Annotated in this window: 8 protein-coding genes; 2 read left to right on the top strand and 6 right to left on the bottom strand. The window is 60.1% G+C overall.

The window, feature by feature from the left end; translation table 11 throughout:
- Positions 1–34: 34 nt before the first annotated feature.
- The 6 genes from SBL51_RS07765 to SBL51_RS07740 all read right to left on the bottom strand — a co-directional run bounded on the left by SBL51_RS07765 (position 35) and on the right by SBL51_RS07740 (position 9,278).
- Positions 35–1,309, bottom strand: a complete 1,275-nt coding sequence (locus tag SBL51_RS07765) for an amidohydrolase family protein (protein ID WP_317930328.1) — start codon at positions 1,307–1,309, stop codon at positions 35–37.
- Between the two features lie 2 nt (positions 1,310–1,311).
- Entirely contained in the window at positions 1,312–2,676 is a 1,365-nt protein-coding gene (locus SBL51_RS07760) for an amidohydrolase (RefSeq protein WP_317930327.1), read from the bottom strand.
- A gap of 161 nt (positions 2,677–2,837) precedes the next feature.
- Positions 2,838–4,118, bottom strand: a complete 1,281-nt coding sequence (locus tag SBL51_RS07755; RefSeq protein WP_317930326.1) for an amidohydrolase family protein — start codon at positions 4,116–4,118, stop codon at positions 2,838–2,840.
- A 144-nt stretch (positions 4,119–4,262) separates the two neighbouring features.
- Positions 4,263–5,861 (bottom strand): tetratricopeptide repeat-containing sulfotransferase family protein, encoded by a 1,599-nt coding sequence (locus tag SBL51_RS07750; protein ID WP_317930325.1) that lies wholly within the window; start codon positions 5,859–5,861, stop codon positions 4,263–4,265.
- 113 nt (positions 5,862–5,974) lie between these two features.
- Positions 5,975–8,425: a TonB-dependent receptor gene (locus SBL51_RS07745; RefSeq protein ID WP_317930324.1), complete on the bottom strand. Its 2,451-nt coding sequence runs from the start codon at positions 8,423–8,425 to the stop codon at positions 5,975–5,977.
- Between the two features lie 370 nt (positions 8,426–8,795).
- A complete protein-coding gene (locus SBL51_RS07740; RefSeq protein ID WP_317930323.1) occupies positions 8,796–9,278 on the bottom strand; it encodes an Lrp/AsnC family transcriptional regulator in 483 nt (160 codons plus the stop codon).
- Between the two features lie 145 nt (positions 9,279–9,423).
- Here SBL51_RS07740 and SBL51_RS07735 point away from each other — a divergent pair, with 145 nt between their 5' ends.
- Together SBL51_RS07735 and SBL51_RS07730 are read left to right on the top strand one after the other, a co-directional pair.
- On the top strand, positions 9,424–10,734 hold the full coding sequence (locus SBL51_RS07735) for an aspartate aminotransferase family protein (RefSeq protein WP_317930322.1): 1,311 nt from the start codon (positions 9,424–9,426) through the stop codon (positions 10,732–10,734).
- A 7-nt stretch (positions 10,735–10,741) separates the two neighbouring features.
- Positions 10,742–12,007, top strand: a complete 1,266-nt coding sequence (locus SBL51_RS07730) for a hydrolase (RefSeq protein WP_317930321.1) — start codon at positions 10,742–10,744, stop codon at positions 12,005–12,007.
- Positions 12,008–12,037: the final 30 nt, after the last annotated feature.

The raw sequence follows: 12,037 nt of genomic DNA, 5'->3' as shown, positions 1-12,037 counted from the left end.
GACCGGCAAGGACTGCGAAGGGTGCTGTTTGGTGCTACTTGCGGTAGGCGGGTGGCAGCTCGGCATCGGCGCGATAGCGCTCGCGCAGTTGATCGGGGCGCGTTTGCGTTCCGTACAGCTGGCCCTCGATCCAGAGGTTTTGCACCTGGCCCGGGAAATCAAACGGATCGTTCCGCCAGAGCACCAGGTCGGCGGCCTTGCCCGCCTCCAGGCTGCCGGCCGGCAAACCAAAGATGGCCGCTGGCACACGGGTAATGGCGGCCAGTGCCGCCTCCGGTGGCAGGCCGTTGGCAATGGCGTTACCGGCGCCAAAGCGCAGTTGGTAGAGCGCCTGGGTGGCATCGGCCATTACCGCCAGGCCCACGGTCACACCGGCCTGGTGCAGTGTGCTGGCATTGCTGAGTGAGGCGTGCAACTGGTCAAAGCTCTCAGGCAGGTCGTGCAGGGCATCGAGAATTACCGGTACGCCGGCGGCGGCGAGCTGCTCTTTTACGGCCACCGCACCGGTACCACCGGCGATCACCAGCTTGAGCTTGAAGTGCTCTTGCAGGGCGAGCAACTGCAGGATGTCGGCCGGCCGGTCGCTGTAGGCCAGCAGGGGAATCGAGCCCGCCAACAGGGCATCCAAGGTGAGCTGGGCGGCGCTGGGAGCGGCGGCGGGTTCATCGCCTTTCTTGGGTTTGCTCACCTCGTCGATACGCGCCTGCAGCTGTTGATAGAGCTTGCGCAGGGTGTCGGCCCGGGAGTAACCCTTCATCCCCGTAAGGTAGGTGACGGCGGCCACCGGTTTGCTGTCCGGCAAGGCCAATTCACCGGTCAGCGTGACCGCACCAGCGACGCCGGCAAAGGGCTCTTTGCTGCCGCCCGGCACGACCACATCGCGGGTGACGCCACCGCTGCGCGCGACGGCAATGGCAGTTGATTCCGGGTTGAATGCCAGCACCGGCGCGAAGTTGAGATCGGGTTTCTCCAACTCGTCATCTTCGCTCTGCTCAACGGCGCCCACCTCCACCAGCCCCAGGCTGTTGAGGCTGCCGATGAAACCGGGCGTGACGGTGCCGCCCTGGGCATCGATGATCTCATCGGCGGTTATCTGTTCGGGATTGATGGCGGTGATCACGCCGTCTTCAAACACCAGGCTGGCGTTGCTGAGAGTGCCCTGTTCGGTGGCCGTGTAGAGGGTGGCGTTGATAATGGCGGTGCTGGAGGCCGCGGCTAACTGAGCGCCGGCGGCCAGGCTGAGGCCGATCAGGGTGCGGGCCAGCCAGGTGGGTTTGGGGTTGGCTTGCAGCGGTGACTTAAATTTCATGCTCACAGGCCCTCCTGACCAAGTTTGAAATCGCTGACGGGTTGATACTCTGGGTCGTTGCGGTCATAGACCTTGGCGCCATCGATAAACACCTGCTGGGCCAGGGCGTAGACGCTGAATGGGTTTTGGTTCCAAAGTACCAGGTCGGCATTTTTGCCGGTTTCGATGGAGCCCGTGTACTGGTCGATACCCATGGCTTTGGCGGCGTTTAAGGTGATCCAGCCAATGGCGTCGGCCTCGGTGAAGGCAAAGCCGTTGGCATTGGCCCGGTAGAGGATCTTGCCCGCCTCCTGGTTCAGGCGCTGGATGGTGCGTTCGGAGTCGGAGTGGACAATAGCGCAGCCGCCCTTGGCCGCCGCCACCATGGCCACATTCTCAAAACTCATGTCGTAGGCCTCCATCTTAAAGCCCCACCAGTCTGGCCACATGGCCGCGCAGTTGTGATTTTCGGCCAGCAGATCCGCCACCTTGTAGGCCTCCACCGCGTGGTGGAAGGTGCCGGCGTGGTAGCCGAACTCCTTGCCCAGGTCGATCATCATGGCCATCTCCTCCGCCTTGTAGCAGTGGTTCTGGATCAGAATCTCGCCGTCCAATACCCCCATCAGGGTATCCAGCTGCAGATTGCGTTCGGGTGGTTGTGCTTCTGTGCCGTTCTCAAAGTTGTGCCAGGCGGTGCGATAGGTGGCGGCATCGGCCCAGGCCTGACGATAGCCGGCCATGTTGCCCATGCGCGAGCCGGGGGCCTGTTGGCGGCCGCCATAAACCCGCTTGGGGTTTTCGCCACAGGCCATCTTCAGGCTGTAGGGGGCGCCGGGAAATTTCATCCCCTGCATGGTGGTGGCGGGTACGTTTTTCAGGGTGACCCCGCGCCCACCAAACAGGTTGGCGGAGCCGGGGAGGATCTGCAGGGTGGTAATGCCGCCGGCGCGGGCGGTGTTAAACCCCGGGTCCTGTGGCCAGACGGAGTGCTCCACCCACACCATGGCGGTGTTGGGCCCGGTAATTTCGTTGCCATCCTGATGGGCGTCCACCGCCGGTGTCGGGTAGGCGCCCAGATGGGAGTGGACATCAATAATGCCCGGCGTTAACCACTGGCCGCTGGCGTCAACCACGGCTACGCCCTCTTTGTTCAACCCCTGGCCAATCTCACTGACCTTGCCATCACGCACATAGACATCGGCATCCTCCAAGCGCACGCCGGTGCCGGTGAGCAGGGTGGCGTGGGTGATCAGCAGATCCTGCTGCGGCAGTGGCTGGTAGGTACTGGGGTAGGGGTTTTTGTTGATCGGTGGGGGCGTGTCGACACTGCGGCTGCAGCCAGCCAGGGCCAGCAGGCAGGCTGCGGTAATCAGAGAGGTAAAACGCATGGGGGAGAGTGCTCCAAACTTATCAGTGTGCGGCCGGCGGGGCCGCTTTAGGAAAACATTGCCCGGGTGCAGGGGCTTGGGTCAGGCCAGTGGCGCGTTGATCAGCCATTAGAGCAATAACGATCAATGCCTTTTATACCGCAATGGCCTAGGCTACCTCACTACTGCTCTGGTTGTTTGTATATTGTGCCGTCCTTCATGACGAATCCCACCTGTTCCAACAGCGATATGTTTTCCAGCGGGTTGCCGGCGACGGCGATCAGGTCAGCCTGCTTGCCGCTGGCTACGGAGCCGAGCTGGTCCTGCATCTTGAGCAGGGTGGCGGCGTTGATGGTGGCGGCCTGAATGGCCTGTAGCTCGGTCATGCCAAAGCGCACCATGCGGGCGAACTGCTTGGCGTTGTCGCCGTGGGGGTAGACGGCGGCGTCGGTGCCAAACACCATCTTCACGCCGGCGGCGACGGCATCGCTAAAGCTCTTGCGTTGGCGCTGGCCGGTCTGGCGCTCCTTCTCCAGGCTCTCGGGCAGTATGCCGGCGGCCTCGCCTTCGCTCAGAATAAACTCGGTGACGTAGATATCCATGGAGAAGTAGGTACCGCGTTTTTTGGCCATTTTAATGGCCTCGGCATCGAGAAAAGAGGCGTGTTCCACCGAGTCGACCCCGGCTTCGATGGCCGCTTTAATGCCCTCGGTGCCGTGCGCGTGGGCGGCGACAATCAGACCGCGCCGGTGGGCTTCGTCGACCAGGGCCTGCATCTCCTCCAGGGTGTACTGCTGCACGCCCACTTTGGTGCCCTTGGAGAGGACGCCGCCGGTGGCGCAGAACTTAATTACCTTGGCGCCATATTTAATGTTTTCGCGCACCTTGGTGCGCACCGCCCAGGGGCCATCGGCGACACCATCTGCGGGCACATTCAGCGCCTTGGGCAGCAGGTTGTTGTCGCAGTGGCCACCGGTAATGCCGAGCGACGGGCCGGAGGCAAACATACGTGGGCCTGGGATCAAACCCTCATCCACGGCCTTGGCCAGGTCGATATCGATATAGTCCGGCGCGCCCAGGTTGCGAATGGTGGTAAAGCCGGCCTGCAGGGTGGTGTTGAGGTTAACTGTACCGAGAATGGCGGCGTGGCCGGAGGTGGCCTGCAGGCGCCGATAACCGTGTTCAGCGTGGCTGCCGGTGATGTGCACGTGCATATCCATCAGCCCGGGCAGCAGGGTCATGCCGGAGAGATCAACCCATTCGTCCTCCTCGGCGGGGGTAGGTGGCGAGGTGTGCACGGCCACGAATTTGTCGCCGTCGATCTCGACAATAGGGTTGTTGATCAGTTTGCCACTGACCACATCCAGGAGGGCGTCGGCCTTAACCCAGGTGGTGGCGTGGCTGGTGGCGGCGAGCAGGGTGGTGATGCAGGCAAGAGTGAAGCGGTTAAACAATCGAATCATAGCGGTGTGTTTGGTCTTTTCAGTTGGATAAATAATTCCGGGCGCCGATTAAGGGCCGCCATGTAACGCTTACAGAGTAAGACTGCTACGCGGCGGCTTGCCTCATAAATGGCGCCTGCCCCCATAAAAAGCCTGCCGACGAGTTTAGAGCAGCCCGGCTTCCTGCAGAATTTTTTGCGCCGGTTGCAACGCATCGGCGTAGTGCTGCCAGGCCTGCACCGAACTCTTGTAAATGGGCTGGCGCACCTGCACGGCACTGGCGGTGGCCACCGGTGCGGTGTTGTTTTCAAAGTGCAGACAGTCGGGCTCGAAATTCAGACCGACAAAGTTGAGCGCAATGCGGCTGTAGGCCTCGGTGTGTTCCACCAACTCCTCGTATTCAATCTCCAGCAGGTGTTCCTCAGGTATCACCGACCGCCAGTGTTGCATCAGCTGCTCAAAGGCCACCAGATAGCGGGCGCAATCCTCCAGGTTGAGAGAGTAGTTGTAATAGGAGAAATTAACCGCAAACAGCTGCTTGTAGTTGCTCAGGCAGATATCCAGGGGGTTGCGCCGCAGGCAGATGATGCGCGCCTCGGGCAGGGCCCTGGCAATAAAGCCGATGTTAAAAAAGTTGAGCGGCAGTTTATCGACCACATAGGGGGTAGTGGCCTTGTAGGTCTCCAGCCGCTGGCAGTAGGTTTCGCCCAGCCGGTAGGGGTCGAGTTGGATTGCCGCTTGGATGGTCTCCTCATCCAACACCAGTGGTGAGGGGGTGTGGGCCTGCTGCTTTAAGGTGATGGGAAAATCGAGCAGCTCGCCCAGGCTGGTTACCTGGCTGTGGCCGGACAGAATCCGCTCCAGCAGGGTGGTGCCGCTGCGTGGCATGCCGACAATAAAAATCGGCTTTGGCTGGTTGCTACGCGGGCGGTAGCCGTGGCTTTTTTGGTGAAAATAATGTTGATCGCACTGCTCCTGCAATGACTGAAACAGCGCCAGGTCATCCTCAACGTGATAGTGCAGCTCGCGCTTGCGTTGAGCGTTGCCGGTGTGCAGCCACTGCATCGCCTGTTGTCGGTCGCCCAGGTGCTCATACTCCCGCGCCAGCGCGTGGCAGAAATGGAGGTGGGCAATGGGGTTGAGTGAGGGGCTCGCCAGCTGGGTTTCAATGGCAGCAAGCAAGTTGTTATCGGCGGTGGCTTTGCGCAGCTCGGGAATCAAACTGTAGGCGCGGTAAAAATCGGGCTGCAGCTGAATAATTTTCTGCAGGCTCTGCTCGGCCGCGTCCAGTTCGCCATTAATGCGCTCCGAGGTGGCCTGGTTGTAGAGAAATTCAATATTCTCCGGTGCCTTGGCGATGGCCTCCTGGAATTTGGCCAGTGCCTCGGCGTGTTTGCCCAGGCGGCTGAGTAGCACGCCCATGGTGTCCAGGTCGAAAGCGCTGGGGTTGGCCAGAGCCATGGCCGCCTTGAGTGCCAGCAGTGCTTCATGATTGCTGTTTTGCAGAGCGTAACAGCGCGCCAGCTGCAGATGGTAGCGAATGCGTTGTGGCGCCAGTTTGGTGGCAATGGTGAGCAGCGTTTTGGCCCGCGCCAGGTCTTTGCGTTCCAGGGCGTTGACGCCCAATAAAAAATGGGCTTCCGGGTGTTGGCTGTCGATCTGCAGAACATCAATACAGTTTTGATGGGCCGCGCGGGTGTTGCCGGCCGCCAGGTTATCGTGGGCGGCTTGCAGTAGCTGGTTGATATCGTCGAGCTTGGTCATGAGCGTCAGGTTTAAAAACCCGGGTCACCTAAAATAAGTATTGCCGCCGGTGGTGGCAACCGGCCGGCGGCAGGGTGGATTAGCTGCGCCTTTTAACAGGGCGCAAAGCCGCTCTAGAAAGAGTAGCTCAAGCTAACCCCAAAGGTGCGCGGGGCACCCACATATTCACCATAAGAACGCAAGGTGTGGTCACCAATCGTCAGACCGGTTCCTCCCTGCTCAGCGGTGAGGTTGCGTTTGGTGGTACGGGTGCCCAGCACATAGTAGTCATCAAACAGGTTTTCAATGTAGGCCTGTACCCGCCAGGTGTCGTTGCTGAGTGTGGCAGCGAGGTGGTGGATGTCGTAACCATCAATCGCTTCTCCGCCGTAATCAGCGGCGACATCGACGCCGCTGGAGCTGTCGACCAGCGGATCTTCATCACCCCCCACAATATTAAAGAAGTCGCTGAAGTAGACGAGCCCGTAGTTTACATCCAGAGCCCAACCATTATTGAGCTGGGTGTTGTAGGTGAGGTTAAAGCTGGCCTGATGCTCTGAGTGGCCGGGCAGGCGGGCGCCGGAGAGGGCATCGAGTTGCCCCACCAGGCCATCGGCGCGGTCGGTCAGCTCGGCGTTGGTGTAGGAGTAGGTGAGCGCTGCCTCCCAGTTTTCATTGATGATGTAGCGACCAATAAACTCCAGACCTTTGCTCTCGGCGGAACTGCCGTTGCCGGTGATGGGCAGGGAGCCGTTGACGGTGGAGGTGGCGACCTGCAGATCCTGCCAGTCGATGTAATACAGGGCGACACTGGCGGAGAGGCGGTTGTCCAGCATCAACCCCTTATAGCCGATTTCGTAGTTGTCGATGGTGTCTGGGTCGATCAGCTTCTCGCTCTCCAGGGCACACAGTGCCTGGTTTTCGTTGACCAGGTCGTCCGGGGTACAAACCGGTACCGAGTTAACACCACCGTTGCGGTAACCCTGGGAGTAGGTGAAGTAGACCAGGTCATTGTCGGTGATATCCCAGGCAATATTGGCTTTCCAGAGGTCGCCGGTGGAGGTGCCCTGGTCGGGTTCACCCAGGCTAAGGTCGATAGAGTCGGGAGCATCGCCGAGGAACACGGTTCTGAACAGAGGCAGGTCGAAGCCGCCGACAGTGTTGACCTTAAAGCGATAGTCGCGGTAGCCCACCGTCACCGAGAGGGAGTCGAGCAGCTGCAAGGTGAGCTCGCCGTAGTAGGCAATCTCCTTCAGTGCGTACTCATCCTTGGAGTAGTACTCCAGGGCATCAGGACGCAGTTGCACGCCACCGTAGTTGTCGACGGCAAACTGATCAAAATGGGGGGTAAACTCTTCACTGGTGGCAACCCCTTCCACATCATTATTGAAGTAACCGACCACCCAGGAGAGTGGGCCTTCGTGCTGGGAGACCAGACGCACTTCAACGGTCTCCGACTCCTCATCCACAATTTCACGGGTGTAGGAAGAGAAGCTTGGGAAGAACTCGTAGCCGTATTCGAAGTTGATCAGCAGGTCGGTCTGATCGCGCTGCCCCTTCTCTTTATAATCCGAGCCACCATAGACGAAGGTGGCCTCGGCAAAACCGAGGTCGGCGGTGGCATCGACGCTGAGCAGTTGGTTTTCGTAGTGGTTGGGCTCTTCGTAGCGGTAGGCCGACTCATATTCGCCAGTGCCGTAGGCGGCCTGGTTGGAAATTTGTCGACCCTCGGCCTTGGTGTCCTGGTTAAAGTACCAGAGGTTGTATTCAAAACCCTCAAACGGGGTAATACGCAAATTTAGGCGCATTGAGTCGGTTTTCTCGCCGTTGGCGTCGGCCACCTTGCGCAGGTCGGAGGCGACCTCTGGGTTGGAGATACCGGGCTCGCGCACCACGTAGTTGTAATCGATAAAACCGGGGTCATCGAGGTGGTCGTAGTTGAGGCGCAGGGCCATCTGGTCGGCGATTAAGGGCAGGTTGATGGTAAAGCCCAGTTCGCCTTCGGGGTTGTCGCTCTCGACATTTTGCGCCATGCGCGAACGCACTTCGCCGCTGAATTCATTGGGGTCGGCGAGTTTGGGAATATAGCGGATGGCGCCGCCCATGGTGCCCTGCCCATAAAGCGTGCCCTGTGGGCCGATCAGTACTTCCACCCGCTGCAGGTCGACCGGTTTGATATCAACCAGTAGCGGAATATTGCCAAAATAGGTGGCGACGGTGTCACTCCCGAAACCTGGGCCGAGGCCGGTGGTGTTCAGACCGCGCACCATAATATCGGGCACCTCATCGCGCGGACCGCGGTCGATAACCGTTAAGCCGGGTACGTAGCGGGCAATTTCGGCGATGCCATCGAGGCGCAGATCTTCGATCATGGTGTCGTTGACCGCGGTGATGTTGATGGGGATATCCATCACACTCTCTTCACGGCGAGTGGCGGTTACGATCATCTCCTCGATGCCGGGCTCTTTTTTGGTTTCCGCTTCTGCCAACACCAGTTGCGGTACTACCAAGAGGGTAGCCGGCAAAGTGGCGACACTGATAGCGGTTCGTAAAGGGTTACGGTGAAAGCGGCCGTTGCTAATCATTATGTTGTCCTTAGTGCTCAATTGTTATGAATCGAGTTCGTGGTGTTATTTGGGGTTTCCCAGAGGGGGGTATCACCATCCGCTGTGAAATCCACGTGGTTTGATCAGGTCTGTGAGGCGCGGCTGCCAATTACCGCAATCAATCCTGACTGAGTTGACAGGTTTGGCAAATAGGGTGCCAAACAAGGGTTAATTTCCTTGGTCTGAATTCGGCCAAAGATTGTGACTGTTTGGCGCTTGAATTCCCAAGAATCTTCGTTATTGGTGCAAGCAAACCACAGACGCTATTTTCAGGCAAGAGCGCTCGAAAATTCACGTCGCAATGTGGTGCAAATTTTATCCAATTGTTCGCTAATAGTGCGATTTTGGCTCAGCTGGTGGCTGGGTCCAGGGTGGCCAGGTCGACACTCTGAAAACGCTTGTTTTCACTCATTACCACATGGGTATTGATGGTGATGGCGCAATTCACCGAACTGACCAGCTGTTCATTGATTTGTAGGTACCTGGCCATATCGGGGCAGACCACCCTTAGAAAGAAATCAAACTCCCCACTTACCGTCAGGCACTCCACAATTTCGGGAATGGCATTGACCAAATTTTCAAAGGCGCGCAGCTCATCCTGGGTGTGGTTTTTCATCGCCACGGTGGCGATGCAGACCAGATGCCGAAACAGCCGGTTGAGCTCTATCTGGGCGTGGTAGGCGCTGATGATCCCCTCCTGCTCCAGGCGGCGCACCCGCTGCAGGCAGGAGCTGGGTGAGAGGGCGATGGTATCGGCCAGGTGCTGGTTGGTGATGCGGGCGTTGTCCTGCAGGGTGCGCAGGATGTTCATATCAATCTTATCCAGTTTCACGGCTCGCTCCCGGTGTTGCCGAATATTCTGCGGAGAACCCCTGACTCTGGCTCCGCTTCTGTGTTTATGGGTAGAAATTAGACAGCTTATTTGGCGACTGTTGTGCTAATTTTTTGCGCTAATCGCTATAACGAGGAACTGGGTCGTGAACACAACCAACAAGGCAGCTCCAACCGAACAAAATTTGGCGCACTCTCCGCGCGAACAGCTTTCTGCCAGGGAGCACCTCTGGCCAACCTACGCACCGCCCATGGATCTGGTTTTCAGCCACGGCCGTGGCACTGAATTATACAGCGAGGATGGCCGGGTTTTTCTCGACTTTATCTCCGGTATAGCGGTTACCGGCTTTGGCCACGCCCACCCGCAACTGGTGGCGGCACTCACCGAGCAGGCCGGTAAACTGTGGCACCTGTCGAATATGTTTCGTATCCCCGGCGCCGAGCGTCTGGCCACGGTACTGGCCGAGAACAGCTTTGCCGATGCCGTCTTTTTCACCAACTCCGGCACCGAATCGGTGGAGGCGGGGCTGAAGGCTATCCGCGGGTACCAGGCTCACATCGGCCGCCCGGAGCGGTATCGCATTATCGGTTTTGAGGGCAGTTTCCATGGCCGCAGCATGGCGGCGGTGGCGGCGGCGGGCAACCCCGCCCACTGTCACCCATTTATTGTCGGCGACTACGGCTTCGACCGCGCCCCCTGGGATGACCTGGCGGCGCTTAAGCAGCTGATTGGGCCACAGACGGCGGGCATTATTATCGAGCCGATTCAGGGGGAAGGGGGTATCCGGCCGGCTAGCGAAGAGTTCCTGCGAGGGCTGCGCCAGCTGTGCGACGACCACAACCTGCTGTTGATGTTCGATGAGGTGCAGTGTGGCATCGGCCGCTCGGGGGCGCTCTTTGCCCACCAGCTGCTGGCCGTGGAACCCGATATTCTGGCCTCGGCCAAGGGCCTTGGTGGCGGCTTCCCGGTGGGGGCCTGCCTGGCTACCAAAGCGGTGGCCGAAGCGATGAAATTTGGCAGCCATGGCACCACTTACGGCGGCAATCCACTGGCCATGGCGGTGGCCAACAAGGTGATGGAGCTGGTGTTGGAAGAGGGGCTGTTGGCCTCGGTGGCGGCCAAAGGGGAGAAGTGCCGGCGTCTGCTGCAGAGCCTCTGTGATCGCTACCCACGAGTGTTGAAAGGGGTGGCTGGTACTGGCCTGATGATCGGTGTTGAGTGCGGCCCACCCAACAGCGAGCTGTTGCTGAGCCTGCGCGAGCGCGGGCTGCTGGTGGGTAAGGCGGGTGCCAATATGCTGCGCCTGCTGCCGCCGCTGAACGTGAGTGAGGCGCACATCGCCCAGGCCGTGGCTATTCTGGAAGAGGTGGTGGCCGAGGCCGACCAGGCCGAGACCTGGGCGGAGGCGGCCATCACCGAGACCACCTCGCTGGCCAATGGCCACGCCAAACTGTGAGACGACTGTGACCGTTACTGCGGATCCCCGTTTGGCGTTGATCGACCGGGCGGCTGATGCCCTGCTTGAGCGGCTGCTGGCCTGGTCCGCCATTAACTCCGGTTCCAGTAATCTGCCGGGGTTGGCGCGTATGGCGAAAGAGATCAGCTCGCTGTTTACGCCCCTGGCCGAGCAGTCACAAACGATTGCTCTGGCCAATGTTGAACGGCTGGCCGACGACGGCCAGCTGTTGTCGCTGCCCCAGGCACCGCTGCTTACCTTTGCCACCCGTCCCCAGGCACCGGTGCAGGTGCTGCTGGTGGGCCACATGGATACCGTATTCCCCGCCGACTCCCCCTTTCAAACCCCCCACTTCACGCAACGGAATATTTTGCAGGGGCCGGGGGTGGCGGATATGAAAGGCGGGCTGCTGGCCATGTACCAGGCGCTGGCCGCCTGGGAGCAGCACCCCAAGGCCAAACAGCTGGGCTGGCGGGTGGTGATTAACCCCGATGAGGAGACCGGCTCGCTTGCCTCCGGGCCGCTGCTGGCCGAGTTTGCCGGCCAGGCCCACCTGGGTATGGTCTACGAGCCGGCCCTGGCCGATGGCACCCTGGCCAGTGAGCGCAAAGGCAGTGGCAACTTCTCCCTGCGCGCCAGCGGCCGCTCGGCCCATGCCGGGCGCGAGTTTGCCCTGGGGCGCAACGCCATTGCCGCCCTGGCCGAGGCGCTGGTGGCCCTGCACGGGCTCAATCGGCAGGCGGCGGCCGGCTACCCGGGGGTTACCGTCAATCTGGGGAGGATACAGGGCGGTGGCCCGGTCAATGTGGTGCCCGATAACGCCGTCGCCCACTTCAATGTGCGGGTGGCCGACCACGCCGAGCAGCAGTGGCTGCAGGAACAGATAACGGCCATCGTCCAACAGATAAACCAGCAGGAGGGGATTACCCTGGAGCTGTTTGGCGGCTTCACCCGTCCGGCCAAAGCCAGCAGCGCCGCTCACAGGCTGCTCTGCGACTGGCTCGCCGATTGCGGTGCGACCTTGCAGGTGCCGGTGACCTTTAAAGCCACCGGCGGTTGTTGTGATGGTAATAATCTGGCGGCGGCGGGGCTGGCCAATATCGATACCCTGGGGGTGCGCGGTGGCCAGATACACACCCACCAGGAGTTTATGCTGGTCGACAGCCTCACCGAGCGGGCCAAGCTGAGCTACCTGCTGCTCCAGCGCGCGGCGGCGGATGGCGAACAACTCAAGCAACTGTTAACACCACCACAGGCAATCGCCCTCCCGTGACCGGCTGCACCCGGCCAAAAGCCGGGTAAC

Origin of the sequence: Halioxenophilus sp. WMMB6 (assembly GCF_033283405.1) — a bacterium.
Taxonomy (GTDB): Bacteria; Pseudomonadota; Gammaproteobacteria; order Pseudomonadales; family Cellvibrionaceae; genus Halioxenophilus.
Note: the sequence above shows the minus strand (reverse complement) of the source record. Positions and strands in the feature narration are given on the sequence as shown.

What these genes read in the sequence shown, in the direction of transcription:
- SBL51_RS07765 (WP_317930328.1), bottom strand. Translation starts at nt 1,309, where the DNA reads ATGAAATTTAAGTCACCGCTGCAAGCCAACCCCAAACCCACCTGGCTG.
- SBL51_RS07760 (WP_317930327.1), bottom strand. Translation starts at nt 2,676, where the DNA reads ATGCGTTTTACCTCTCTGATTACCGCAGCCTGCCTGCTGGCCCTGGCT.
- SBL51_RS07755 (WP_317930326.1), bottom strand. Translation starts at nt 4,118, where the DNA reads ATGATTCGATTGTTTAACCGCTTCACTCTTGCCTGCATCACCACCCTG.
- SBL51_RS07750 (WP_317930325.1), bottom strand. Translation starts at nt 5,861, where the DNA reads ATGACCAAGCTCGACGATATCAACCAGCTACTGCAAGCCGCCCACGAT.
- SBL51_RS07745 (WP_317930324.1), bottom strand. Translation starts at nt 8,425, where the DNA reads ATGATTAGCAACGGCCGCTTTCACCGTAACCCTTTACGAACCGCTATC.